Origin of the sequence: Metabacillus sp. B2-18, assembly GCF_021117275.1 — a bacterium.
Classification (GTDB): domain Bacteria; phylum Bacillota; class Bacilli; order Bacillales; family Bacillaceae; genus Metabacillus.
This window is the reverse complement of record NZ_CP088245.1, coordinates 3,142,678-3,169,139: the sequence shown is the minus strand read 5'-3', so window position 1 is coordinate 3,169,139 and position 26,462 is coordinate 3,142,678. Positions and strand designations below refer to the sequence as shown.

The window sequence follows — 26,462 nt, the reverse complement described above, 5'->3', positions numbered from 1 at the left end:
ATATGAATCAGTCTAAAGAAGAAAGAGTGCATGGAGTATTTGAGAAAATCTATCAAAATTACGATCAAATGAACTCTGTTATAAGCTTTCAGCGCCATAAGGCATGGAGAAAAGAGACAATGAAACGGATGAACGTTAAACCGGGCCAAAAAGCACTTGACGTTTGTTGTGGCACAGCTGATTGGAGCATTGCACTTTCAGAAGCTGTGGGACCAAAAGGCAGTGTTACCGGTCTTGACTTTAGTCAAAACATGCTTAAAATTGGTCAACAAAAGATCAAGGACCTTGATTTACAAAATGTAAATCTTATTCATGGAAATGCGATGATGCTTCCATTTGAAGATAATTCTTTTGATTTTGTGACTATTGGGTTTGGTTTAAGAAATGTACCAGATTATATGCAAGTGCTACAGGAAATGAATCGTGTCTTAAAGCCGGGTGGAAGAGCAGTATGTATAGAAACTTCCCAACCTACCTTACCGATTTTTAAACAATTTTTCACTATTTATTTTCGTTATATCATGCCTATGTTTGGGAAGATATTTGCTAAAAGCTATAAAGAATATTCTTGGCTACAAGAATCTGCACGGGATTTCCCTGGAATGGTTGAATTAGCAAAGATGTTTGAAGCAGCAGGGTTTAAACAAGTTGAAGTCAAAGCGTTTACCGGCGGAGTTGCTGCTATGCATTTAGGAGTCAAGGAAAAAGAAAATAATTAAAAAATATACGGCATGACCACTTTTATGTTTTAAGAAATGTGAGTAATATTGCTTGCTCTTTTAACATAGTGGTCATTCCTATTTATATGGTATATCGTGGAAGTAAGGAGAATTCATTAATTCAGGGTTTAAGGTGAAAACGTATGAAACTAAAAGCAATGTATTCATTTTTAAATAATGATCTAACAATAATTGAAAAAGAGCTTGAGAAGACTGCTGTTTCAGAGTATCCTCTTTTAAGACAAGCAAATTTGGAGTTGCTGCAAGCAGGAGGGAAGCGAATTCGTCCTGTTTTTGTTTTGCTCTCAGCAATGTTTGGTAACTATGACATTCAACGAGTAAAGCATGTTGCTGTTGCGCTTGAAACAATACATATGGCATCTCTCGTACATGATGATGTGATAGATGATGCAGAATTAAGAAGGGGCAAACCAACTGTTAAATCAAGATATGATAATCGTATTGCGATGTACACAGGTGATTATTTATTGGCACGTTCATTAGAAGTGATGACAAATATTGAGGATCCATTGGCTCACAAAATTTTGTCTCAAGCCATTGTTGACGTTTGTTTAGGGGAAATTGAGCAAATAAAAGACAAGTATCAATTTGATCAAACACTAAGAACCTATTTAAGACGTATTAAGAGAAAAACTGCATTGTTAATTGCTGTTAGTTGTCAATTAGGAGCTGTTTCGGCAGGTGCTTCTGAGGATGTACATCGCAAGCTCTATTGGTTCGGCTATTATGTTGGGATGTCCTTTCAAATTACCGATGATATTTTAGATTTCACTTCGACCGCGGAAGAATTAGGCAAGCCAGTAGGAAGTGATCTTTTACAAGGCAATATCACACTACCAGTACTATTTGCACTTGAAGACCCAATCATGAAAAGAGATATAGAAAAAATATCAATGAAAACTACACCGGAGGATATACAGCAAATTCTAGAGAAAATATTAAATTCCGGAGTGATAGAGAGATCGGCGCAAGTTAGTGAAAGATATCTTCATAAGGCATTTCGTATTTTAGACGAATTACCTAAAAATCGAGCGCGATCGACTCTACAAAGTATTGCAAAATATATTGGAAAAAGAAAATTTTAATCTTTTCTAAAATTCTCCATCCCATGATTGAAATATTTTACCTCTCATGATATTATTCTTTTGGGGTATGAAAGCCTATACATAAATTTTTATGGGGTGGAGATGTTATTATGGAAAAAACATTTTTAATGGTTAAACCTGATGGGGTTCAACGACAACTTATTGGGGAAATTGTCGGTAGATTCGAAAGAAAGGGCTTTCAATTGGTTGGTGCAAAACTAATGACCATTCCTGTTGAACTTGCTGAGAAGCATTATGGAGAACATAAAGGAAAACCCTTTTATGATGAATTAGTTCAATTTATAACTTCCGGACCAGTGTTTGCAATGGTTTGGCAAGGTGAAAATGTAATTGAGTTATCAAGAAAAATGATGGGAAAAACAAATCCAAAAGATGCTGAACCTGGAACAATAAGAGGAGATTATACGATGTTTGTAAGCAAGAACATCATTCACGGCTCGGATTCAACTGAAAGCGCAGAAAGAGAGATCTCACTTTTTTTCCAAGACAATGAACTAGTGGAATATGATAAGGCATTAAATACTTGGATTTATTAATAATATGGAAGCTGGCATATGCCAGCTTCTTTTTATATACACTAAGACAGAAAATCGCATTTTGACAAGTTTCCACACTTTTCTATAAAAATTGAGCAAATTCTTTGAATTTTAAGCTATACTATAAATTATTATTCTTATTTCTAAGGTATTTGAAATCAGAAGTTTTAATAGAGACCCATAATGTTGATTACAGGGTAATATAACAAACCCCTGATTTATTAGAACGATCTTCAAACATCTATTGGATAAAAGGAAATGTAATAGGAGAGTTGGCCCATGGTTGATCAAGATTACGAACTGTTTATTAAAAACATCAAGAAAAAATCAGGAATTGATCTTTCACTTTACAAAGAAGCTCAAATGAAAAGAAGATTGATTTCACTTTATGAAAAGAGGGGATTTTCAACCTTCTCAGAGTTTTTTGAAGGAATAAGTAAGCAAAACGAGCTTTACTTTGAGTTCTTAGATCGAATGACAATAAATGTTTCAGAATTCTACCGAAATTATAAAAGATGGCAGGTGCTTGAAGAAAAGATTCTTCCCAGACTATTAGAAAAGAACAGTAATCTGAAAGTCTGGAGTGCTGCATGCTCCACAGGTGAAGAGCCATATACAATTGCGATGATTCTTTCTAAATTGATTCCACTTTCAAAAGTAAAGGTTCTTGCAACAGATATTGACGAAAATGTCATTGCAAGAGCTAAGCTTGGAATTTATCCCGAACGTTCCTTAAATGAGGTTCCTGACGATATTAAGCGGAAGCACTTCAAGCAGGAAGGAACCAATTATATTGTGAACGAGGATATTAAAAAAACGGTGCAATTTAAAAAGCAAAATTTATTGTCAGATTCTTTTGATTCAAATTTTGACTTAATAGTATGTCGCAATGTTTTAATTTATTTTACGGAAGAAGCTAAAGAAGGCTTATATATGAAATTTAGTAACGCATTAAAATCTCAAGGGGTTTTCTTTGTTGGAAGCACTGAGCAGATTTTTAATGCTGACCGTTTTAACTTTACTTCAGTAGATACATTTTTTTATCAAAAGAAGTAAAAACTTGCTATTTTTTTAAAGTAACTTATGATATATTTGTACTTAAAAGCGTTAGTGCGTTGAAGGGAGAGAGAGCAAATGAGATATTTAACAGCTGGTGAATCTCACGGGCCACAATTAACAGCTATAGTCGAAGGTGTTCCATCAGGATTAAATTTAACTGCGGAAGCTATTAACATCGATTTAGCAAGAAGACAAAAAGGGTATGGCCGCGGAAGAAGAATGCAAATTGAAAAAGATCAAGTTCAAATTTTAGGTGGAGTAAGACATGGGAAAGCGCTAGGATCACCAATCTCCCTTGTTGTTGAGAATAAAGATTGGAAGCATTGGACAAAAATTATGGGTGCCGAACCAATAACTCCAGAAGAAGAGCAAGAGGTAAAACGCCAAATAACTCGTCCTCGTCCAGGCCATGCAGATTTAATTGGTGCTATGAAATATGGACATAGAGATATGAGGAATGTTTTAGAGCGTTCCTCTGCTCGTGAAACAACAGTTCGTGTGGCTGTTGGTTCGTTAGCTAAACAAATTCTAGCTGAATTAGGGATTAAAGTGGTAGGTCACGTCCTTGAGATAGGTGGAGTTAGAGCAGAGAACAATGAATATCAAGATATTGATGATTTGTTAGCAGTAACGGAAGAGTCACCGGTTAGATGTTATGACCGTGAAGCTGAAACGAAAATGATGGAAGCAATTGACAACGCTAAAGCAAATGGAGATTCTATTGGAGGAATTGTTGAAGTTGTTGTTGAGGGCTTACCTGCTGGAATAGGCAGTTATGTTCATTATGATCGCAAGCTTGATAGCAAAATTGCAGGTGCCATCGTGAGCATTAATGCATTTAAAGGTGTTGAATTTGGTATAGGGTTTGAAGCTGCTCGGAAGTTTGGAAGCCAAGTTCACGATGAGATACTGTGGAATGAGGAAGAAGGATATACAAGAAGAACAAATAGATTAGGTGGTTTTGAAGGCGGAATGACAACTGGAATGCCAGTTGTAGTTCGAGGAGTTATGAAGCCAATTCCAACACTATATAAACCATTACAAAGTGTTGATATTGATACAAAAGAACCTTTCACTGCTAGTATTGAACGTTCTGATAGCTGTGCTGTGCCAGCAGCAAGTGTTGTTGCGGAAGCTGTAGTTGCTTGGGAGATCGCAAACGCGATTGTTGAACAGTTTGGTTTGGATCGTATGGATCTTATTAAAGAAAACGTTGAAGAAATGCGAAAATATTCGAGGGATTTCTAATGAAGTCAATTGTTATCCATACACAAGACTCAACTTATCCAGTTATTGTCGGTGAAGATGCAATAAATGAACTCTTAGGGATACTAAAAAATCTAGAGCCTTCTAAAGTACTTGTTGTAACAGATACAAATGTTGATCGTTTATATAGTGATTTCTTAATAGACAAGATTAAACCTACTTATACGATCAGTAAATATGTTATCAATAGCGGGGAAGAGGCTAAGTCTTTTGATGTTTTTTATGACGTACAAACCTTTGCATTAAAGCAGCAATTAGATCGTAAATCTGTTGTTATTGCGTTTGGTGGAGGAGTAGTAGGTGATTTAACAGGTTTTGTTGCAGCAACCTATATGAGAGGAATTCCTTATATACAAGTACCTACAACATTGCTAGCACATGATAGTGCCGTTGGAGGAAAAGTGGCAATCAATCATCCTGAAGGAAAAAATATGATTGGGGCTTTTTATCAGCCTAAAGCGGTAGTATATGATAGTAAGTTTTTAAAAAGTCTTCCTGTAACAGAATTACGATCTGGATTTGCAGAGGTTATTAAACATTCACTTATTAAAAGTGAATCCTTCTATGAATTTTTGGTAAAAGAAATACAACAGTTAGAAGACATTACAACTGAAAGGTTACAACGAATGATACTTGAAGGTATTCAAATCAAAGCAGACGTTGTAACAAAAGATGAAAGAGAGTTAGGTTTACGTGAAATTTTGAACTTTGGCCATACTCTAGGTCATGCAGTTGAGGCAGAGGCTGGCTATGGAAAACTCTCACATGGAGACTGCGTAGCAGTTGGGATGTTATTTGCTACCTGGTTAAGTAATAAATTATTACAAGCTGACTTACCATACCGTGAGTTGAAAACATGGTTTGCTACGATTGGTTTTCCAGTAGAGGTCCCTGATTCATATACAACCGAGCAATTAATAGCCAAAATGGTTAAAGATAAAAAAACAAAATCTAATCAAATTAAAATGATTTTATTAGAACGTATTGGAGAAACAACTTCTGCAACTTTCAGCAAAGAAGAGCTCCAATGCTTACTTAACGAGTGGAGAGAGCAGGAACGGGGGGAGAGCGTTGATTAGGGGAATTCGAGGAGCAATAACAGTTGGTGAAGATAATGAACCAACTGTTATTGATGCAACAGAAAAACTGTTACAAGAAATGATTCAAAAAAACAATGTAGATCCTGAGAACGTCGCACAGGTCCTTATAACGGTAACACATGATTTGATATCAACATTTCCTGCAAAAGCATTAAGAAATTTTGAAGGTTGGGTCTATGTACCGGTCATGTGTATGCAAGAAATACCAGTTCCAGGAAGCCTCGAAAAATGCATAAGAATTATGATGACAGTAGAAACACCAATAAAGCAAGAACAAATTTATCATGCTTATTTAGAAGGTGCGACAGTGTTAAGACCAGATTTATCAAAGTCCTAACAGTATTTGGTTCTCTTAAAAGTAGTTAGAAAATTCGGAACAGTGTTATATCATTCTTGACAGTAAAGAGAAAGTTATAATAACATAATGTAGAAGATTATGATTAAGTAGATGAGTAGAGTTAAATAGTTTAGGGTAGCAGAGAATGAGTCAAGTTTAGTTGAGGTTTTTTTCGTAAAGGCACAAGTCTACCCAAAAACCATCGTGTTTTTGGGTTTTTATTTTAATTCATATAGCTTGCAAAGGTTATGTTGTTAGTTAAATATTAACAACACCTAAGCCTTGTTTAAGTATATATGTCAAGAGGCAAGTGCTTTAATAATCTTCAACCTTTAATAACCTCCTAAATACTCGTTCTCCAAAACATATTGGAGGAGTGAGTTACTATGAATTTTTCTTCTTTTTCCACTTTTTGTGAAGATAGCAAGCATTATCGCACCATCCCCATCGTAAAAAAATATATCGTGGATACGTTCACGCCTATTCAATTATTTCAACTTTTTAAAGAAGAGGCTGTTTATTTACTGGAAAGTAAGGACTCAGAATCTAGCTGGTCCAGATATTCTTTTATTGGTTTAAATCCATTTTTATTTATAGAAGAAAACCACGGAGAGTTTTCTATCCTGAACGAACAAAGAAAAACGATATCAAAATCAAATTCCATTACAACAACCTTTAAACAACTTCAGGATCATTTAGCCATTAAGTTGCCAGATTTAGAGATACCTTTTGTTGGGGGAGCTGTAGGATATATTGGATATGATACAGTTTCTATCATTGAAAAAGTTAAAAAGCATGAGACGAATGATTTAAATCAGCAAAATTGTATGTTTTTTGTTTGTGAAACAGTTATTGCATTTGATCATCAAGAAAAACAGCTTTATTTTATTCACTACGAAAGAGTAAATGGTACCGAAGATGAGTCAAGGTTAAAGGCTACGTATCAACTAGCTGAAGCAAAGCTGAACAAATTTGAAAGCATGCTAAAACAAAAACCTCAATCAGAGCATTTACCACTAGCAGTTTCGGACTCGTTTGATGTCAATTTTGATGAAATTCAATCAAACTATGAAAAAGGCAAGTTTTTAGAAGATGTTGAGAAGGTAAAAGAATACATTCGTGCAGGAGATATTTTTCAAGGAGTACTATCACAAAGGTTTGAAATTCCAATTTCAACAGACGGTTTTTCACTTTACCGAATTTTACGTATCGTAAATCCTTCACCATATTTATTTTATATTCGAATTAATGACACAGAGCTTGTCGGCAGTTCTCCTGAAAGACTTATTTATATTCAAAATAAACATCTTGAAATTCATCCAATTGCCGGGACAAGAAGAAGAGGAAAAACTGTTGAAGAAGACTTATTTTTCGAAGAAGAATTAAAGAACGATGAAAAGGAAAGAGCAGAGCATTATATGTTGGTTGATTTGGCACGAAATGATTTAGGTAGAGTTGCTGATTACGGAACGGTTAATACTCCTACGTTAATGGAAGTTGGTCGTTTTTCACACGTGATGCACCTAATTTCTAAGGTTACGGCTCAACTAAAAGAAGAAGTACACCCAATGGATGCATTATTATCTTCGTTTCCTGCTGGTACTGTTTCAGGAGCCCCGAAAATACGAGCCATGCAAATTATTCAAGAATTAGAACCGACAGCGAGAGGAAGTTATGCAGGTTGTGTTGCCTACGTAGGTTTTGATGGAAATGTAGATTCTTGTATTACGATTCGAACGATTACAGTCAAAAATAATGTAGCATATGTTCAAGCTGGGGCAGGTATCGTTGTGGACAGTGTACCTGAACTTGAATGGAAGGAAACATGTAATAAAGCGAGCGCTATGTTAAAAGCAATCCAATTGGCTGAAAAAGTCTTTTCTGAGGAGGAGAAACGTGATGAAAGAACTTCTAGCAACGTGTATTGAGGGTCATACTTTGACTGAGGAGCAGGCTGAGGAAGTAATGAATTCGATCATGTCTGGTCAAGCAACACCTAGTCAAATCGCAAGTTTAGTGTCCATTATGCGTCTAAGAGGCGAAACGGTTGATGAATTGGTTGGCTTTACAAAATCAATGAAAAAACACATGTCTTCTATTAACTATGATTTTGATATTGTAGACACCTGTGGTACTGGTGGAGACGGCTCCTCAACCTTTAATATCTCAACTGCAGCAGCAATCGTTGCATCCTCATTAAAGGTGAAGGTAGCAAAACACGGAAATCGTGCTGTTTCTTCTAAAAGTGGAAGTGCAGATGTTCTTGAGAAACTAGGCGTTAATATTCAAACATCAAAGGAGGAAGCGATAAAAAGCTTAGACGAAAAAAACATGAGCTTTTTATTTGCACCTATGTTTCATTCTTCAATGAAGCATGCAGTGAATCCTCGTAAAGAAATTGGGTTTCGGACTGTTTTTAATCTACTTGGTCCATTATCAAATCCAGCAAATGCAAAACGTCAAATAATTGGTGTTTTTTCTACGAATTATGCAGAAAAAATGGCAGAAGCGTTAAAACGGTTAGGCGCAGAGCATGTTTTACTCGTTACAGGACGTGACGGCTTGGACGAAATATCTATAACAACAGCAACTGATGTCGTAGAGCTTAAAAATGGACATATATCCAGATACGTTCTTCATCCAACTGATGTTGGACTTGTAGAAGGTGTTATGGATGAGATACAGGTCCAAAATTCAGATGATAGTGCAGAGCTTATCGAAAAAATATTTAGAGGTGAAGCACCAGAAAGTGCAGAGAATATTGTGGCTTTAAATGCAGGTGCAGCCCTTTATGTTGCAAATCATGTTCAATCATTAGATATGGGCGTGTTATATGCCAAAGAAGCGATTAAAAATGGTACAGCTTTAAAGCAATTAAAATCATTGCAGCATCAGCAGGAGGAAAATTATGCTTGAAAAAATAATTGAAACAAAAAAAGAAGAAGTTAAAAATTTGATTCTGCCGGAAGATGAAGGCTTACCAAATCACTCTTTTCTTGAGGCCCTAATTTCCTCTAACAGGGATATGGCATTAATTGCTGAAGTGAAAAAAGCATCGCCATCAAAGGGTTTAATTAAGGAAAACTTTGATCCAGTGGAAATTGCTCTTGCATATGAAAAAGGAGGAGCAGATTGTTTATCCGTTTTGACAGATTCTCCTTACTTTCAAGGTAAACGAGAGTATTTAACTGCTATCAAGAAAACTGTAAATTTACCTGTTTTGAGAAAAGACTTTATTATCGATTCTATCCAAATTGATGAAGCGAAACGGATAGGTGCTGATGCGGTATTATTAATAAGCGAAGCTCTTGAACCCGCTTTGTTAAAAGATCTTTATCAATATTCTTATGAATTAGGATTGGATGTCTTAGTAGAAGTGCATGACCAGCATAACTTAGAGCAAGTTTTAAATGTTATTACTCCAAAAATACTTGGAGTAAATAACCGAAACCTAAAAACATTTGAAACGAATATTCAACAATTAGAAGGAATGGCTTCTTCAATTCCAGAAGAAACTTTACTGGTAAGTGAGAGTGGAATTTATACAAAGGAGGATTTAGATTTAGTGAAACAGTACGGAGCTAAAGCTGTACTAGTAGGAGAGTCGTTAATGAGAAAAGAAAATCAAACGTTGGCTGTACAACAATTATTTGGAGAGAGTCTTAATGTCTAAGATCGCATTGAAATTTTGTGGAGTCCAAAGTCTTGAAGATCTTCAAGTAGTCTCAGATTCTATTGCTCAATACATTGGATTCATTTTTGCAGAAAGTAAAAGAAAAGTTAATCCACATTTGGTTGGACAATGGTTAAAAGAAGTTAATACAAAGAAGAAAGTCGCTGCTGTATTCGTAAATCCTACTGTAGAAGAAGTTCATTCTGTTTTAAAACATGTTCCAGTTGATGTGATTCAATTCCATGGAAATGAGACAATCGAACAAATTAATCAAGTCCGTGAGATATATCCAGGTTTTATTTGGAAAGCTCTTCACCATCATGACCATACTTTAGAAGAAATGAAAAAGTATGTAGAGTTAGTTGATGGATTTGTTGTAGATTCAAGAACGAAGGGTCAATGGGGAGGTACCGGTGTTAGTTTTGACTGGGATGCGGTACCTGTTTACCTTGAATTTGCTGCAAAATATAATAAAATTTGTTTTATTGCAGGCGGTGTTAATGAAGAGAATATTTCTAATCTCTTAAACTATCATCCACAGGCTATTGATCTATCTAGTGGCATTGAAGTTGACCGAAAAAAAAGTAAAGAAAAGATTAGACTGATAGAGGAAAGGGTGTTACAACATGAACATATATCCTGATAAAAATGGACGTTACGGCGATTTCGGAGGTCGCTTTGTGCCAGAAACATTAATGAGTCCATTAGCTGAAATTGAACAAGCACATAAAGAAGCAATGCAAGATCCAAGCTTTTTAGAGGAATATTCATACTTATTAAAAGAATACTCTGGCAGACCAACAACGGTCACTTTTGCAGGAAATATAACAAGAAAATTAGGTGGAGCAAAAGTATATCTAAAGCGTGAGGATTTAAATCATACGGGAGCTCATAAAATTAATAACGCCATTGGTCAGGTTCTTTTGGCAAAGCGAATGGGAAAAACAAAGGTGATTGCTGAAACGGGTGCTGGTCAACATGGTGTTGCAACAGCAACAGTTGCGGCTAAATTTGGAATGGAATGTAAAGTGTTTATGGGGGAAGAAGATGTACGCCGTCAGGAATTAAACGTTTTTCGGATGCAGCTGTTAGGAGCTGAAGTAATTCCAGTGACAAGCGGAAACAAAACACTAAAAGATGCTACAAATGAAGCGATGAGATATTGGGTACAGCATTGTGAAGATCATTTTTACATTATAGGCTCAGTGGTTGGTCCACATCCTTATCCATATATTGTGAGAGAGTTTCAAAGGGTCATAGGGGATGAAGCAAAGGATCAATTCTATCATATTGAAGGCAGTCTACCAACTAAAGTAATAGCTTGTGTTGGTGGTGGAAGTAATGCAATTGGAATGTTCGCTGCTTTTATACCTGAAGACGTAGATTTAGTAGGTGTTGAGGCTGCAGGAAAAGGTGTTGAAACTGATATGCATGCAGCCACAATTACAAAAGGAACAAGGGGTGTCCTTCACGGTTCATTAACTTATCTACTACAAGATGAATATGGACAAATAACGGAACCTTATTCCATCTCAGCCGGACTCGATTATCCTGGAATAGGTCCTGAACATGCACACTTAGCTAATACAGGCCGCGTTAAATATGAAAGTGTGACAGATCAGGAAGCGTTAGACGCATTAGAATTTTTAGCACGTGAAGAAGGGATTTTAGCAGCAATTGAGTCAGCACATGCCCTTTCAGCAGCTTTCGAACATGCTAAAAACATGGGTAATGAGGAAAGCATCTTAATTTGTTTATCCGGTCGGGGAGATAAAGATGTCCACACATTAATGTCTCATTATAAGGAGGTTGGAAAAGCATGACAGCCCTATTTAAGCAACCTATAAATAATCAATTATTCATTCCATTTATAACTGCAGGAGATCCAAATTCTGAGGCAACAATCGATTTAGCCCTTGCCTTACAAGAAGCTGGAGCATCGGCAATTGAATTAGGGATACCATACTCGGACCCTGTTGCAGATGGCCCTGTCATTCAGAAGGCCTCAAGTCGATCACTAAAAAATGGTATGAATATTGTAAAAGCAATCAAACTTGTGCCGGAAATGCGAAAAAAAGGGTTGAATATTCCAATAATTCTATTTACGTATTATAATCCTGTGTTACAATTAGATCAGGAATCCTTTTTCGCTTTACTGCGGGAAAACACGATAGACGGTTTATTAATTCCTGATATTCCGTTTGAAGAAAGTGAGGAACTTCGAGAAAAATGTAAGGAGTATTCTATTGCATTTATTTCTCTAGTAGCTCCAACTTCTTCTAGTAGAATTAAGATGATTGCAGAAGCAGCAGAAGGTTTTATTTATTGTGTTTCATCATTAGGCGTAACAGGAGTACGCAAAAATTTCGATGATTCTATTGCATCCTTTCTAGAGGAAGTAAGAAAGCATAGTAAAGTTCCTGTTGCTGTAGGGTTTGGTGTTTCTTCAAGGGAACAGGTGGAGCAGCTTGCACATATGTGTGATGGAGTTGTTGTTGGTAGTGCTTTAGTTCGAGAAATTGAACGACTTCAACCTTCTTTATTAGATGAGAATTCACGAAGAGATGCTGTAGAAGAATTTAAGAATTTTGCACGTACCTTTGTTTCTTAATGAAAAGCAAAATTTTAATTGCTTTAGATGAAATGAAACTTTATGATAATAAACATTAGAAATGTTTACTTATTAATGGCTTAGTTAAACTTATGGATAAATACAAGAGAAATTTAGTATTTTCCGTAAAGTTTAACAAAGCCTCTATTTAAAAGAGGTGTAATTTATGCGTGTAAAAGAACAATTATTAAGTCTAAAGCCTTATCAGCCAGGAAAACCAATGGAAGAAGTTAAAAAAGAATATAATTTAACAAAAGTTGTGAAGCTTGCGTCTAATGAAAACCCATATGGTTGTTCTCCTAAGGCTAAACAAGCCATTGTAGATGAATTGAGTCAGCTCGCGATTTATCCAGATGGATATAGTGCTGAACTTCGTACAAAACTAGCTTCTCACGTAGGCGTTCAAGAACAAGAATTAATTTTTGGGAATGGATCAGATGAAGTTGTTCAAATTATTTGTAGAGCGTTACTAAGCCCAGATTCTAATACTGTAATGGCCACACCAACATTCCCTCAATATAAGCATAATGCTGTAATTGAAGGATCTGAAATCCGTGAGGTCCCATTAGTAGATGGTAATCATGATTTAGAGAATATGCTTCTGCAAATAGATGAAAATACGACGGTTGTATGGGTTTGTACACCGAATAACCCTACAGGTACATATGTTACTAAAGACAGTTTAGTAAACTTCTTAAATAAAGTGCCTAAACATGTGCTTGTTGTAGTAGATGAAGCCTACTATGAATATGTTTTAGCTGAAGATTATCCAGAAACTGTTGAATTCATTAACGACTATCCTAACTTAATGATTCTACGTACATTCTCAAAAGCTTATGGCTTAGCATCGTTAAGAATTGGTTATGGCATTGCAAATGCAGAATTAATTCAAAAAATTGAACCGGCTAGGGAACCTTTTAATACAAGCAGAGTTGCTCAGGTGGCCGCTATTGCAGCTTTAGATGATGCTCAGTTTGTGGAAGAATGTCGGGGGAAAAATAAGGAAGGGTTACAGCAATTTTACTCTTTCTGTGAGGAACTGAAGCTGCCATATTATCCTTCTGAAGGTAACTTCATTTTAATTGACTTTAATCGAGATTCTGACGAAGTTTTTAATGCATTACTGAAAAAAGGATATATCGTAAGGTCCGGAAATGCTCTTGGGTTTCCTACTCACCTACGTATAACTGTTGGAGATCGTCAACAAAACGAAGAAATCATCGAAGCATTAAGGGAATTTGTTCAATAAACTTTATCTTAAGGGTACTAATTTATATGATAGATTTGATTCTCATATTATTAGTACCTTCTTTCTTAGGCAATGATATATACCCTCAATTTATGATAGGACAAAAAGGTGATATTTTATGGTGAAAAAAGTTTATATAATAGGTCTTGGATTAATTGGGGGCTCAATAGCATTATCAATTAAGCAAAAAGATCCTTCAATACATATATTAGGTTTTGACATAAATGAAGATCAGGCTAATCTAGCAAAAAGGATTGGGGCCATTGATGAAATTGCCACCAAGCTTTTCCCGGATCTATCAACGGTAGATATGATTTTTCTCTCAACCCCTGTTCAACAAACAACTCAAATTATAGAACAATTAAAATCAGAACAACTGAAGAAAGATGTTATTGTAACTGATGTTGGAAGTACGAAAGTGAAAATTGTTGAATGTGCAAATCAGCATTTAAATGGAAAAATTAAGTTTATCGGCGGTCATCCTATGGCTGGCTCTCATAAATCAGGAATATTAGCAGCTAAACCACATTTGTTCGAGAATGCTTTTTACATATTAACTCCTTCCAAATATGTAACTCAGAATGATGTTGATTTATTAAAAAGTGTTCTTGAAGGAACGAAAGCTAATTTCATTGAAATGACGCCAAATGAACATGATGAAGTTACCGGGGTAATTAGTCATTTTCCCCATATTGTTGCTGCGAGCCTTGTTTATCAGGCTAAAAATCATGAAGAGCAATTTCCACTTGTCAAGAGGCTGGCTGCTGGAGGGTTTCGAGATATAACGAGAATTGCCTCAAGTAGTCCTTCGATGTGGCGAGATATTCTTCTCCATAATAAAGAACCTTTATTACACTTATTTGATGAATGGATTTCAGAGATGGAGCGTGTAAAAGCGTTTGTTGCAAATGAAGAAGCTGATAATCTATTTTCATATTTTCAATATGCAAAGAATTATCGAGATGGTCTGCCAGAGAAGCAAAAGGGAGCTATTCCGTCATTTTATGACTTATTTGTTGATGTACCTGATTATCCCGGGGTTATTTCTGAGATAACTGGATATCTGGCAAAAGAAAAGATCAGTTTAACGAATATCCGAATTATTGAAACACGTGAAGAAATCTATGGGGTATTAAGGTTAAGCTTTCAGACAGAACGAGATCGTGAACTAGCGATTGACTGTATTAACAAGTATTGTGCTTATGAAACATTTATTATGTAGATCTAAATAAAAAATAATTATTTTTATGATCTTTAATTACAAGTTTTTATGGATGACAGGACTAAAAAACTAAGGTTTTTGTCATAGTTTTTTCTAATAATCGAAGAGGTGGAATTATGTCAGAAGTTCAAAGATTATCAAAAGTTACTAGTTTAACTGGCTCAATTAACATACCTGGTGATAAATCTATTTCACACCGAGCTGTTATGTTCGGAGCTATCGCTAACGGAAAAACCGAAATTTCAAACTTTCTAATGGGTGCGGACTGCCTAAGTACGGTTTCTTGTTTTAAGAAAATGGGTGTATCAATTGATGTATCAAAAGACCTTGTTACAGTTGAAGGAAAGGGGTTGGATGGTTTACAAGAACCATCTGATATATTAGATGTTGGTAACTCTGGAACAACAACTAGACTAATGATGGGGATATTAGCAGGGACTCCGTTTCATTCTTGTATTATTGGGGATGAATCAATTGCTAAAAGACCAATGTCGAGAGTAACAAAACCTCTGACAATGATGGGAGCAAATATTGATGGAAGAGAAAATGGTCAATATACCCCTATTTCAATTAGAGGTGGCAGTCTAAAAGGTATTCAATATGACTCCCCAGTAGCAAGTGCACAAGTTAAATCTGCCATCCTTTTGGCCGGATTAAACACAGTTGGTGAAGAAACAACTGTAACTGAGCCACATAAATCAAGAGATCATACGGAAAGAATGCTACGAGCTTTCGGGGTTGATGTAAAGGAAGATGAAAGATCAGCAACCGTTCGTGGTGGTCAAACTTTACAAGCAACAAATATTTTTGTTCCAGGTGATATTTCTTCAGCTGCATTCTTCCTTGTAGCTGGTGCCATCGTTCCAAACAGTGAAATTCGTTTGAAGAACGTTGGGGTTAATCCTACAAGAACAGGTATCCTTGATGTTTTAGAAATGATGGGTGCCACAATGGAGATCATACCAAGCAAAGAAGAAACCTTTGAGCCAGTGGCAGATATCATTATAAAAACATCTTCTCTAAAGGGAACAACCATAAGTGGTGATTTAATTCCAAAACTAATAGACGAAATTCCTGTTATCGCCTTGTTAGCAACTCAAGCTGAGGGAGAAACGATTATTAAGGATGCAAGTGAGCTTAAAGTTAAAGAAACAAATCGTATTGATACAGTTGTAGGTGAGTTGACAAAAATAGGAGCTGCAATAAAAGCTACTGACGACGGAATGATTATTACTGGCAAAACAAACTTAAAGGGAAATGCGACAGTTTCAAGTCATGGTGACCATCGAATTGGTATGATGCTTGCTATTGCGTCTTGTATAACGGAAGAGCCGATTGAACTATTAAATGCAGAGTCAATCGACGTTTCTTATCCTAACTTTTTTGATCATTTAACTGGCTTAAGCAAATAAGTAAAAGAGATTGCTTTTGGGTGCAAAAGCAATCTCTTTTTTTTTTGAGTTAATTAAAAACTAACATTGTTTTTTATTGTAGGTGCCCGTTCTCCTTAGACCAAGTCTTCGAATCCCCCTCTTTCTTTTTTAATTTATAAACTTTCTTTCTCTTCTTTTAAGGCGTTTTATCAAGTTGAAACAATGTGAATAAATGCTTATTTTTCATCATAGCTTGTCTTAAGGAGATGGAAGGAGGGACGCCTTATCGTGTGTTATATTATGGACAAAGTAAAGTTGTTAAAAAACGATTCAATTGAAAAAACATCTTTATTAATCAACCAAGACAAAATTGAGTTTATGCGTCATTCTATGGATAACATAAAGTTTGTAAGGATGGATTTAAGTTCGTATTTGTTAACCCCTGGCTATGTTATGCTGGATTTTAATCTTCATTCACTACTTCCATTTAAAGAATTCAAACGTACATTTATGCAGTACTTAGCAAAAGGCTGCACAACTCTTCTCACAGTGGTAGATATTGATTATGAAAAGGGATTGTTGTCAAAATTAAAGCAAAGAAGGCATCTTATGATTAACTCGCCAATTGATTACTATATTGGAGTTAAGCTTTCATTAAAAACTCTTACCCCATCACTTATTAGAAAGTGTAAACAACAAAATATATCCATTATTTTTGTTGAACTGGGCAAAGGTGATAAGATAGATTCAAAGTCATGGGGCTGGATAAGAGATGCTATGTTTTCAAATCCAATAACGCTTATCCCTTATATAGCAGATGAAGAATTAACATCTTATAAAAAACAAAAACTTTTGCAGGAATGGGTAAAACAAATGAAAGAAAATCGCCTTTCATCCATTGATACCTGTTTAGAGCCTGGGGTGCCCCTTTCTAAGAATGTTTTGATGAGATTAGGAGTATATCCTGCGAAAGGCGATATTCGCGTAGGTGGACAACTCAATTATAATTTATATCTACTAGATGAAATGAACTATCATACTGATGGGAAGCCATTGATAAATAATGAACTGAATTTTCCAGCATTTACATCACATCATGGCAAGATCATTAATGTTAATGGTGACATCACCTTCCAGCCTGGCACCGGGGAAGAATGTTTTATCCCAATCTCAGGTCGTTTTATACCACAAACTGTTTCCTTTTGATGTATGATAAAGATTGAGTATATATGAAATAAATAAACCATTGTTAGAAGAGAAAGGAAAATGTATGTTTAACCAAGTATTAACCGAAGCAATTAATCTTGTAAATAAGGGTCAAACTGAAGAAGGATTAAACTTATTAGAAAATATAACACCTACTCTACATGATGAGGAAAAACTGCATTTAGCTGATCAATATTATCAATGGGGTATTGTCGACCGTGCACATGAAATGGTTGAAGAACTTCATTTCCTTTATCCCGAGGAAACACAAGTAACCTTGTTTTTAGCTGAACTAAAATTAGATTTAGAAAATGAGGAAGAAGCCATTGATTTGCTTAACACGATCACGAATGATAATGAGTCCTATCCACAGGCACTTCTTTTATTGGCAGATTTGTATCAAATGCAAGGACTAGCAGAAGTAAGTGAACAAAAGCTAAAAGAAGCTAAGCTGTTATTACCGCAGGAGCCTATTCTTGATTTTGCTCTTGGAGAACTTTATTTTCATCAGGGTAAGTACAAGCAAGCAATTCCTTACTTCGAAATGCTTGTAAACGAACATACTACAGTTTCGGGCGTTAATATTCATCAAAGGCTGGCAGAATGTTTAAGCGCAAATGGTGAATTTGAGGATGCCATGGAGCATTATAAGGAAGCTATAGACATACAGGAAGATGCAGATACTCTTTTTGGATATGGCTTTACAGCTTTTCAAGGAGGCTTTTACAAAACTTCTATTCAACAATTCCTTGCACTAAAGGAAGCCGATCCATATTATACATCATTATATTTATACTTAGCGAAAGCTTATGAACATGAAGAATTATTACAAGAAAGCTTAGAAACTGTACAAGAAGGAATAAAGGTAGATGAGTATAATAAAGATCTTTTCTTATTTGGAGGAAAAGTAGCTATAAAATCTGGTCAAATGGAAGAGGCTGAACAATTATTACGTGAATCTCTTGCTATCGACCCTGGACATATTGAAGCAGCGATTACACTGTCACATATCTTTCTTCAAGACGAAAGATATGATGATGTGATTGACCTTATAAATGAAAGTAAACGATATGGAGAAGAAGACCCACAGTTTGAATGGAATTTAGCACGAGCTTATCATCAAAAAGAAGAGTATACACAGGCATTAAACCATTATCAACTTGCATATAATTTTTTCAAGGAACAACGAGATTTTTTACAGGAATATGGATACTTCTTATTAGAAGAAGGTCTAAGAGAACAAGCGAAGAATATTTTTAAGGAATTATTAAAGCAAGATCCTTCAAATGTCGAATACGGTGAGATTTTGCTACAATTAGAAGATGAGTTTTAATGGAAATGAGAAGGATTTTATTTTTATTTTGTGGAATTATCAAAGTAAGAATAATCTGAACTGCAGAGGAGGGAATTGTATGGTGGCCCCTGTATCTGTCCATGAAAAGAAAGACTTCATCAGGTGGTTTTTAAACCATTATCAACTAAAGAGAAGAGAATGTGTGTGGATCTTAAATTATTTAATGAGTCATGACACTCTAATGGAAAAAGTACATTTTGTTGAGCAAGCTCAATATTGTCCAAGAGGAATTATTATGTCAACTCACTGTGTTGAAGAAGTGCCATTTCGCTTTTACAAAGAGAATGTCATGACAACTGATGCAGAAAAATCGTTTCATGATATTCGATTAAATAAAGAGGAAGAGCTTTTTATTCAACTAAATTTCAGATCTTCTTACCAATCACCACAATATGCAGCAGTTCTTGAGTCAAATCCTTATATGCCTGAGCATTTAAATGAAAATGAAAAAGACCGGGAAATTGCGGAGAAAGTTCTTGAACATTCTATCCAAAGCTTTCAAAAAGAAAAACTTCTAAAATTAATTGATGAGGCATTGGATCGACAAGACAAAGAGAGCTTTCAAAGGTTAACTTATCAATTAAATCAATTAAACAGTAAGTAGCTATACAAATACACGCCCTCTCTATAAGAGGGTTTTTTTATTGAACTTATTCAGTATTTAACAATTTATTATATAAGCATTATAATATGTACATAGTAAAAAAATATTGCAGGGAGTTGAATGAATTGAAGTGGAATTCAAGTGATGTAGATTTATATAATCAATCAAAAGAGTACATTGATACGGCCATTATCCCATTAATATCAGTTTCAGTAGATTCAGATTTTAAACACACCGTATCTAAAGGAGAATTTATTAGTCTTGTTAGTACTGAATTAGAAAGACAATTGAAAGGCAGAGTGTTTCTCTTTCCTAGTTTTTCATATCTTAAAAACTCATCTACTGTTGTTGAGGATTTATCGAAGTGGGGAGAGGAGTTACAAAAGGAATTTAAACATGTAATTTTCCTAACTAGCGATGAAAAATTAAAAGATAAAGGAGGGGATGATCAAAATGGACAACTTATTTGGCTCCCTTCTATGCCATTGGAACACATGGATGATCAGTTAAAAAGGAAGCTCTTACAAGACCAAATCGAACAAATTTTGAACATTTTATTACAATCTTGGAATAAATCATAAAAACCTTTTCATTTCCAGGATTAGAAATCAGGATTTTATTGACCTCATGAGAAGATTGATATATCATGAGTATGTCCTAGTTTTATATGTTATTTCCGTATGTCCGTACGTACCGGACAGAGCTTAAGATAGAGGGGGGAAAATGATGAGCGAGAAAAAACATCGAGTTTCTAGACGTCAATTCTTAAACTACACGCTTACTGGTGTAGGCGGTTTCATGGCTGCAGGTATGCTTATGCCAATGGTTCGCTTCGCACTTGACCCTGTGCTCCGACCAGCAGAGGAAACAGACCTAGTTCAAGTTGTAAAGGTTGACGAAATAACGGAAGAACCTCAACGCTTTGACTTTAAAATCAAACAAAAAGATGCTTGGTACGAATCAGAAGAAACAAAATCAGCTTGGGTTTTTAAAGAAGGTGACAAAATTACGGCTTTATCACCAATCTGTAAGCATTTAGGCTGTACTGTCGGTTGGAACAATGATCCTTCAAATCCGAACAAATTTTTCTGTCCGTGTCACTACGGGCTATATGAAAAAGACGGCACAAATGTTCCAGGAACACCGCCTCTTGCACCACTTGATGTATACGTACATGAAGTAAAAGACGGCTATTTATTCTTAGGTAAAGCAAAACCACGAGGGGAGGCGTAATCAATTGCTTAACAAAATTTATGATTGGGTTGACGAACGTTTAGATATTACGCCTATGTGGCGCGATATTGCTGACCATGAAGTTCCTGAACACGTAAACCCTGCACACCATTTTTCTGCCTTTGTATATTGCTTCGGCGGATTAACATTCTTTGTTACAGTTATCCAAGTTTTATCTGGTATGTTTCTAACAATGTACTATGTTCCGGATATTAAAAATGCTTGGGAATCTGTATTCTACTTACAAAACGAAGTGGCATTCGGACAAATTGTACGTGGTATGCATCACTGGGGAGCTAGTCTTGTTATCGTTATGATGTTCCTACATACACTACGTGTCTTTTTCCAAGGTGCTTATAAAAAACCACGTGAATTAAACTGGGTAGTAGGCGTACTTATTTTCTTTGTTATGCTTGGTCTTGGTTTAACAGGTTATTTATTACCTTGGGATATGAAAGCTCTATTTGCAACAAAAGTTACTCTGCAAATTGCAGAATCAGTACCACTTATCGGACCAACGGTTAAGACATTGCTTTCTGGACATCCGGAAATTGTAGGTGCTCAAACACTTACTCGTTTCTTTGCAATCCATGTCTTTTTCTTACCGGCTGCTCTATTTGGTTTAATGGCAGCACACTTTGTGATGATACGTAAACAAGGTATTTCTGGTCCTCTATAAGATTTACTGATTAAAATCTTATTGTAATGTTAACGGGAAACCACCTTAGTAAGGAGGGGAAATCATGCATCGCGGAAAAGGTATGAAATTTGTCGGTGACTCTCGTATTTCAGCTGAGAGAAAACCAAACATTCCGAAGGATTATTCTGAATATCCTGGGAAAACAGAGGCATTCTGGCCAAACTTCCTTCTTAAGGAGTGGTTAGTAGGTGCTGTTTTCTTAATCGGTTTTTTATGTTTAACAGTAGCGCATCCATCACCACTTGAGCGTGTTGCAGATCCTACTGATTCAGGTTATATTCCATTACCAGACTGGTACTTCTTATTCTTATACCAATTATTAAAATACTCTTTTGCATCTGGTCCATACACAGTTATTGGGGCAATTGTTATTCCAGGACTTGCTTTTGGTGGATTAATGCTGGCACCATTTTTAGATCGTGGTCCTGAGCGTCGTCCTGCAAAGCGTCCTATCGCTGTAGGTATGATGATTCTTGGTATTGCAGCAACGTTTTTCCTTACTTGGGAATCTGTTGTTACACATGACTGGGAAGCAGCAGCTGAACAAGGGAAAATTAAAGCTGAAGCAGACATTGATAAAGAATCTGAAGGATATGCTATTTACCAAGAGCAAGGCTGTATTTCATGTCATGGTGATAATCTAGAAGGTGGAGCTGCAGGTAAGGCTCTTGTTGATAACGGATTAGAACCAGATAAAATTGCAGACATTGCGAAAAATGGTCAAGGTAGTATGCCTGCAGGGGTCTTTAAAGGTACTGACGAAGAATTAAAAATTATGTCAGAGTTTATCTCTGGTGTTACGTCTAAATAAAAAAAGCTGACTTATGTCAGCTTTTTTTGTTGAGAGCTTTATTGTGTTATATTATTAAAAAAACGATCTATACTAGCTATCGAAATCTAATAAGTCTGGTGTGTGAAAAATGAAATGGTTTCAATATTTATTAGGTCAAAAGCCGATTATTTTCATAATGGTACTTATTAATTTTTTTGGGACAGTTTATGGATACTATTGGTATAGGTATCAATTAGCTGATACTCCTGCCCATTTCTACATATTCGTTCCTGATAGTCCAACAGCAAGCATGTTCTTTTTAATCGTTGTGGCAGCTTTTTTAATGAAGAAAAATTTACCCTTGATTGAAGCCCTGGCTATTGTTACATTATTTAAATATGGTATTTGGGCTGTTATTATGAACCTTCTTGTTCTGTTAGTAAATGGCTCACTTTCATGGGAAGGATATATGTTAATTGCTTCTCACTTTGGTATGGCAATTCAAGGTATTCTTTATGCTCCATACTATCGCTTTAAAGCTTGGCACTTAATTGTTGCCGCGATATGGACCTTACATAATGATGTAATTGACTATGTGTTTGGGATGATGCCACGTTACAGCATGTTAATGGATTATATAAATCAAATTGGTTATATGACATTTTGGCTAAGTTTAATTTCCATTTTCCTAGGCTATTATTTTGTTATCAGAAAATCTTCTAGAAAACTTCAATTGTAATGCTTAGCATTTATTTGCTAGGCTTTTTTGTTACTAATATTTGAGTTATATCTAATTATTTTCTAAATTACGTTAAATAGAAAAAATATGGTCTATCCTTGTCCACACTGTCATACGATTTTTAATAGAAGTTCTAGGGGGGACAAGGATGAAGAAATTATTACTCACTATTATAATTGGTATGTTGCTGTTTCATATAAAACCAGCATTTGCAGCCGAAACATATGATTGGAAGTCTTTAAATAAAATTTCCGATACGGCCCTACAACTAGCTAAGCAAGAGCGCTTTGAAGAGTCTGCCCAATTACTTAATTACTTTACAGTTAAATTCGAAGAAATACCTATTGATCGAAATGTTATTTCTTTAGACCATTACCGTACCATAACTAATACACAAGAAACTGCTCAAGATCTATTGTTAAACGAAAAAGTAAGTACAATTGAGAAAGTCAGATCATTAACCAAATTTCGTTTAGTAGTTGATGCAATGGTTTCTGAGCATCAGCCATTATGGGGTTCGATGGAAACATCAATCATGGAAACATTTTCACAAATGAAAAGTGATGTTGAACAAGGTGATAAGGAGTCATTTCAACATGATTTTAACGAGTTTTTATCTCTTTATGAGGTAATTTATCCAAGCATCCAAGTTGACCTAGACTTTCAACGAATTAAGCGTATGGATGCCCATATATCGGTAGTTGAGGATCGGTTATTCCATGAAATACCAGTTACAAGTAGAGTGAAGCAACTTACTGTAATGGAGGAAGAGTTAAAAGCTATTTTTGATAGAGTGAAAGAAGATGAAGCAGATCCCTCATTACTTTGGGTTATGATATCAACAGGAAGTGTCATTTTATTAGCTCTATCATATTCTGGCTGGAAAAAGTACCGAGGAGAGAAAGAGAAGCAACCAAAACGTGAAAAAGAAAAGCAATAAAAAGGAAGAGCGTAGAAATTTTTACGCTCTTCTTGTCTATTAAATCTAGCTCTATCTTGAAATCGGCTTTTTATTTTCATCTAATGTAAATCCTTCTCCTAAAACATCATGAACATCACTTACGGCTACAAAGGCATGAGGATCGACGGAAGTAATAACATTTTTTAAGCGGACAATTTCATTTTTGCCTACAACACAATAAAGAACATTTCGATCTTGCTTTGAGAAAGAACCTTGTCCTTTCAATATTGTTACCCCACGATCCATTTCCTTCATAATCCTAGAAGAAATTTCGTCAGGGTAATTTGAGATAATTGTAGCTCCTTTTGCAGCATATGCTCCTTCTTGCATAAAATCGATCACACGTGCACCTACAAATACAGCCACAAGTGTGTACATTGCTTCTTTATAGGAAAGATAAGCAATCCAGGAAATAGTTATTACACAAAGGTCAAATAAAAACATCGTCTTCCCCATACTCCAGCCTATGTAACGATGAGCTAATCTGGCAATGATATCTACTCCACCTGTTGTTCCTCCATACCGAAATATTGTACCTAAACCAATACCTAAGGAAACTCCAGCAAATAGTGCCGCAAGAGTTAGATCGTCATTTAATGGCATATTAATTTGAAAGCGTTGAAAAATCCATAAAAAAACGGACAAACTGACTGTTCCGATAACCGTGTAGATGAAGGATGTTTTACCCAATACACGCCAGCCTATAAAAAATAATGGTATATTTAGAATTAAGTTAGAAATTGATGGATCAAAATTGAATAGAAAATAAAGCAAAAGTGTAATACCTGTAAATCCACCTTCTGCTAAATTGTTTTGAATATTAAAATGAACAAGACCAAATCCAAAAATACCCGAGCCAATTAGTATAAAAATAATATTCTTTAATCTTAAATCTTGAAACATACTCCACCCCTACAATTCATTCTTAGCGTTAATATTATAATTGATAGAATGTCAAGGTGCAAATTTTGATAAAAACGTGACGAAATAATTGTAAATTTATTTTGTATTAGCTAACATTGAATAGTAAAGATGAGGTGAATTAAATGGAACATAAAACAATGAAGGGCCTTCAAAAGGATGTTGATGATTACATCGGTCAATTTAAAGAAGGATATTTTTCACCATTAGCCATGATGGCTCGGATTACAGAAGAAGTAGGTGAACTTGCTAGGGAAATTAACCATACATATGGCGAAAAACCGAAAAAGACAACTGAGGAAGAGAAAAAGATTGAAGAAGAAGTCGGAGATGTTTTATTTGTTCTTATTTGTTTAGCAAATTCATTAAACATAGATTTGGAAGAAGCACATGAAATGGTGATGAATAAATTCAATACTAGAGATAAAGATCGATGGACGAGAAAAGAAAAATAAAGGAGTTTTAAAAATGTCAGAAGTAAAAATTGTTATTGCTGGTGCTCGTGGAAGAATGGGGAGCGAGGCTGTAAAGCTTGTTGAAGAAACTGAACATTTCCAGCTAGTAGGTGTAATAGACCATAAATATGAAGGTATGAGACTTAATGAGCTAGAAGGTTTCACTGCTGATGTACCAATCTATACAGACATTGATAAATGCTTTTTTGAGACAAACCCCGATGTACTCATTGATTTGACAACACCTGAGATTGGGAAAGTACATACAAAAAAAGCATTACAGAATGGTGTTAGACCAGTAGTAGGTACAACTGGTTTTTCTGAAAAGGATCTAAATGAACTGCAACAATTAACAGAAGAAAAAGGAATAGGTGCAATTATTGCTCCGAATTTTGCAATTGGTGCTATTTTAATGATGAAATTTTCACAGATTGCTGCGAAATATTTTCAAGATGTCGAGATTATTGAACAACATCATGATCAAAAATTAGACGCTCCATCTGGTACAGGAATCAAAACAGCAGAAATGATTTCAGCTGTACGTGAAGAAAAGCAACAAGGACATCCGGATGAAAAAGAAATTATTGAAGGAGCACGAGGAGCTAATTTAAATGGAATTCGTCTACATAGCGTTCGACTTCCAGGATTAATTGCCCATCAGGAGGTTCTATTTGGAGGAGATGGACAGACGTTAAAGATTCGTCATGACTCATATAATCGTGCTTCATTTATGTCTGGTGTGAAACTAGCAGTTGAAAACGTGATGAAAATCGATTTGCTAGTGTATGGACTTGAAAATATTATTGAGTAAAAGGGGAAATATAAATGAAAATTGCGCTAATTGCTCACGATAAAAAGAAAACAGATCTTGTACAATTTGTTATGGCATATCAACCGATTATTAAAGACCATGAATTGTTTGCAACAGGTACTACAGGTCTCCGCATTCAGGAGGCTACAGGTTTATCTATTCACCGCTTTCAGTCAGGCCCGCTTGGAGGAGATCAGGAAATTGGTGCATTAATTGCAAAAAATGAAATGGACATGGTTATTTTCTTTCGAGATCCTTTAACTGCACAACCTCATGAACCGGACATTACAGCACTAATTCGTCTTTGTGATGTATATTCCATTCCACTAGCTACAAATATGGGGACAGCTGAAATATTAGTTCGAGGTTTAGATCGTGGGGATTTTCAATGGCGTAATGTTATTCATGATAAAAAGTAATTCAAATAACCGGAA

The 26,462-nt window shown here is 35.5% G+C and carries 29 protein-coding genes; 28 read left to right on the top strand and 1 reads right to left on the bottom strand.

The annotated features are described in order from the left end of the window. Window positions 1-2: 2 nt before the first annotated feature. The 25 genes from LPC09_RS16095 (at window position 3) to ypjB (ending at window position 23,820) form a co-directional block, all read left to right on the top strand. Complete coding sequence (locus LPC09_RS16095; RefSeq protein WP_231307780.1) at window positions 3-719, top strand: demethylmenaquinone methyltransferase; 717 nt, start codon at window positions 3-5, stop codon at window positions 717-719. 143 nt (window positions 720-862) lie between these two features. Next, on the top strand, window positions 863-1,825 hold the full coding sequence (gene hepT / locus LPC09_RS16090) for a heptaprenyl diphosphate synthase component II (protein WP_098796156.1): 963 nt from the start codon (window positions 863-865) through the stop codon (window positions 1,823-1,825). A gap of 110 nt (window positions 1,826-1,935) precedes the next feature. Beyond that, window positions 1,936-2,382: a nucleoside-diphosphate kinase gene (ndk, locus tag LPC09_RS16085; RefSeq protein ID WP_098796155.1), complete on the top strand. Its 447-nt coding sequence runs from the start codon at window positions 1,936-1,938 to the stop codon at window positions 2,380-2,382. A 279-nt stretch (window positions 2,383-2,661) separates the two neighbouring features. Next, the gene (locus LPC09_RS16080; protein ID WP_098796154.1) at window positions 2,662-3,438 is read left to right on the top strand and encodes a CheR family methyltransferase; all 777 of its coding nucleotides are present in this window, start codon (window positions 2,662-2,664) and stop codon (window positions 3,436-3,438) included. Between the two features lie 78 nt (window positions 3,439-3,516). Next, window positions 3,517-4,689 carry a chorismate synthase gene (aroC, locus tag LPC09_RS16075; protein WP_098796153.1) on the top strand — a complete coding sequence of 391 codons (1,173 nt, stop codon included), beginning with the start codon at window positions 3,517-3,519 and terminating at the stop codon, window positions 4,687-4,689. After that, entirely contained in the window at window positions 4,689-5,786 is a 1,098-nt protein-coding gene (aroB, locus tag LPC09_RS16070) for a 3-dehydroquinate synthase (protein ID WP_098796152.1), read from the top strand. Before aroC ends, aroB begins: the two co-directional genes overlap by 1 nt. Further along, a complete protein-coding gene (gene aroH, locus LPC09_RS16065; protein WP_098796151.1) occupies window positions 5,779-6,144 on the top strand; it encodes a chorismate mutase in 366 nt (121 codons plus the stop codon). Before aroB ends, aroH begins: the two co-directional genes overlap by 8 nt. 386 nt (window positions 6,145-6,530) lie before the next feature. Further along, complete coding sequence (trpE, locus tag LPC09_RS16060; protein ID WP_098796150.1) at window positions 6,531-8,072, top strand: anthranilate synthase component I; 1,542 nt, start codon at window positions 6,531-6,533, stop codon at window positions 8,070-8,072. Further along, window positions 8,041-9,060, top strand: a complete 1,020-nt coding sequence (gene trpD / locus LPC09_RS16055; protein ID WP_212138382.1) for an anthranilate phosphoribosyltransferase — start codon at window positions 8,041-8,043, stop codon at window positions 9,058-9,060. Before trpE ends, trpD begins: the two co-directional genes overlap by 32 nt. Continuing rightward, window positions 9,053-9,817: an indole-3-glycerol phosphate synthase TrpC gene (gene trpC / locus LPC09_RS16050; protein WP_231307779.1), complete on the top strand. Its 765-nt coding sequence runs from the start codon at window positions 9,053-9,055 to the stop codon at window positions 9,815-9,817. Before trpD ends, trpC begins: the two co-directional genes overlap by 8 nt. Further along, on the top strand, window positions 9,810-10,460 hold the full coding sequence (locus LPC09_RS16045; RefSeq protein ID WP_121662588.1) for a phosphoribosylanthranilate isomerase: 651 nt from the start codon (window positions 9,810-9,812) through the stop codon (window positions 10,458-10,460). The genes trpC and LPC09_RS16045 overlap by 8 nt, the downstream gene beginning before the upstream one ends. Beyond that, a complete protein-coding gene (gene trpB, locus LPC09_RS16040; RefSeq protein WP_098796146.1) occupies window positions 10,444-11,640 on the top strand; it encodes a tryptophan synthase subunit beta in 1,197 nt (398 codons plus the stop codon). Before LPC09_RS16045 ends, trpB begins: the two co-directional genes overlap by 17 nt. Beyond that, window positions 11,637-12,428, top strand: a complete 792-nt coding sequence (gene trpA, locus LPC09_RS16035; protein ID WP_098796145.1) for a tryptophan synthase subunit alpha — start codon at window positions 11,637-11,639, stop codon at window positions 12,426-12,428. Before trpB ends, trpA begins: the two co-directional genes overlap by 4 nt. A 166-nt stretch (window positions 12,429-12,594) precedes the next feature. Next, window positions 12,595-13,677, top strand: coding sequence for a histidinol-phosphate transaminase (gene hisC, locus LPC09_RS16030; RefSeq protein ID WP_231307778.1), 1,083 nt, complete (start codon window positions 12,595-12,597; stop codon window positions 13,675-13,677). A 118-nt stretch (window positions 13,678-13,795) separates the two neighbouring features. Next, window positions 13,796-14,899: a prephenate dehydrogenase gene (locus LPC09_RS16025; protein ID WP_231307777.1), complete on the top strand. Its 1,104-nt coding sequence runs from the start codon at window positions 13,796-13,798 to the stop codon at window positions 14,897-14,899. A gap of 116 nt (window positions 14,900-15,015) precedes the next feature. Then, entirely contained in the window at window positions 15,016-16,311 is a 1,296-nt protein-coding gene (gene aroA / locus LPC09_RS16020; RefSeq protein ID WP_231307776.1) for a 3-phosphoshikimate 1-carboxyvinyltransferase, read from the top strand. 249 nt (window positions 16,312-16,560) lie between these two features. Continuing rightward, the gene (locus tag LPC09_RS16015) at window positions 16,561-17,478 is read left to right on the top strand and encodes a hypothetical protein (protein ID WP_231307775.1); all 918 of its coding nucleotides are present in this window, start codon (window positions 16,561-16,563) and stop codon (window positions 17,476-17,478) included. Window positions 17,479-17,542: 64 nt separating this feature from the next. Continuing rightward, window positions 17,543-18,811, top strand: coding sequence for a tetratricopeptide repeat protein (locus LPC09_RS16010; RefSeq protein WP_231307774.1), 1,269 nt, complete (start codon window positions 17,543-17,545; stop codon window positions 18,809-18,811). Between the two features lie 79 nt (window positions 18,812-18,890). After that, window positions 18,891-19,436, top strand: a complete 546-nt coding sequence (locus LPC09_RS16005; protein WP_231307773.1) for a ReoY family proteolytic degradation factor — start codon at window positions 18,891-18,893, stop codon at window positions 19,434-19,436. Window positions 19,437-19,561: 125 nt separating this feature from the next. Beyond that, the gene (locus LPC09_RS16000) at window positions 19,562-20,017 is read left to right on the top strand and encodes a YpiF family protein (protein ID WP_231307772.1); all 456 of its coding nucleotides are present in this window, start codon (window positions 19,562-19,564) and stop codon (window positions 20,015-20,017) included. Between the two features lie 145 nt (window positions 20,018-20,162). Next, the gene (locus LPC09_RS15995; RefSeq protein ID WP_098796137.1) at window positions 20,163-20,669 is read left to right on the top strand and encodes a Rieske (2Fe-2S) protein; all 507 of its coding nucleotides are present in this window, start codon (window positions 20,163-20,165) and stop codon (window positions 20,667-20,669) included. Window positions 20,670-20,673: 4 nt separating this feature from the next. Further along, window positions 20,674-21,348: a menaquinol-cytochrome c reductase cytochrome b subunit gene (gene qcrB / locus LPC09_RS15990; protein WP_072579407.1), complete on the top strand. Its 675-nt coding sequence runs from the start codon at window positions 20,674-20,676 to the stop codon at window positions 21,346-21,348. Between the two features lie 64 nt (window positions 21,349-21,412). Further along, the gene (locus LPC09_RS15985; protein WP_231307771.1) at window positions 21,413-22,180 is read left to right on the top strand and encodes a menaquinol-cytochrome c reductase cytochrome b/c subunit; all 768 of its coding nucleotides are present in this window, start codon (window positions 21,413-21,415) and stop codon (window positions 22,178-22,180) included. Window positions 22,181-22,289: 109 nt separating this feature from the next. Then, window positions 22,290-22,880, top strand: coding sequence for a lipoprotein heptaprenylglyceryl N-acetyltransferase LhaT (locus LPC09_RS15980; RefSeq protein WP_231307770.1), 591 nt, complete (start codon window positions 22,290-22,292; stop codon window positions 22,878-22,880). Window positions 22,881-23,028: 148 nt separating this feature from the next. Then, window positions 23,029-23,820 (top strand): sporulation protein YpjB, encoded by a 792-nt coding sequence (ypjB, locus tag LPC09_RS15975; RefSeq protein WP_231307769.1) that lies wholly within the window; start codon window positions 23,029-23,031, stop codon window positions 23,818-23,820. Window positions 23,821-23,871: 51 nt separating this feature from the next. On the opposite strand, the gene LPC09_RS15970 is transcribed toward ypjB, so the two are convergent. Beyond that, the gene (locus tag LPC09_RS15970) at window positions 23,872-24,744 is read right to left on the bottom strand and encodes a YitT family protein (RefSeq protein ID WP_098796133.1); all 873 of its coding nucleotides are present in this window, start codon (window positions 24,742-24,744) and stop codon (window positions 23,872-23,874) included. A gap of 143 nt (window positions 24,745-24,887) precedes the next feature. Between LPC09_RS15970 and LPC09_RS15965 the strand changes: the two genes are divergently transcribed. From LPC09_RS15965 to mgsA, 3 genes are read left to right on the top strand one after another with little or no spacing between them, the layout of a single operon-like run. Next, entirely contained in the window at window positions 24,888-25,217 is a 330-nt protein-coding gene (locus tag LPC09_RS15965) for a nucleotide pyrophosphohydrolase (RefSeq protein WP_231307768.1), read from the top strand. Window positions 25,218-25,230: 13 nt separating this feature from the next. Next, the gene (gene dapB / locus LPC09_RS15960; RefSeq protein ID WP_098796131.1) at window positions 25,231-26,028 is read left to right on the top strand and encodes a 4-hydroxy-tetrahydrodipicolinate reductase; all 798 of its coding nucleotides are present in this window, start codon (window positions 25,231-25,233) and stop codon (window positions 26,026-26,028) included. A 14-nt stretch (window positions 26,029-26,042) separates the two neighbouring features. Continuing rightward, window positions 26,043-26,447, top strand: coding sequence for a methylglyoxal synthase (gene mgsA / locus LPC09_RS15955; protein WP_231307767.1), 405 nt, complete (start codon window positions 26,043-26,045; stop codon window positions 26,445-26,447). Window positions 26,448-26,462: the final 15 nt, after the last annotated feature.